At 48.9% G+C, this 235-nt stretch carries 1 pseudogene; it reads left to right on the top strand.

Features of this window, described 5'->3' with window-relative positions:
• Positions 1 to 235 (top strand): annotated as a pseudogene (gene fliI, locus SB775_RS33910) (flagellum-specific ATP synthase FliI); the annotation flags it as partial.

Raw genomic sequence — 235 nt, 5'->3', positions numbered from 1 at the left:
CCGAAGTTGTCGGTTTCCGTGATGAAATGGTTATTTTAATGCCATTTACAGCTGTTAGTGATATAGCACCGGGTTGTATCGTGGAAGGAAGCGGACGGAGCCTTGAGATAAAGGTGGGAGGAGGGCTCATTGGCAAGGCAGTCGATCCATTGGGACATCCCATTGATGATTCATTGCTCCCAAAGGGTCTAGCAACCGTTCCTGTGGATCAAGATCCGCCAAATCCGATGAAACG

This window comes from Peribacillus sp. SIMBA_075 (genome assembly GCF_046534585.1).
Note: the sequence above shows the minus strand (reverse complement) of the source record. Positions and strands in the feature narration are given on the sequence as shown.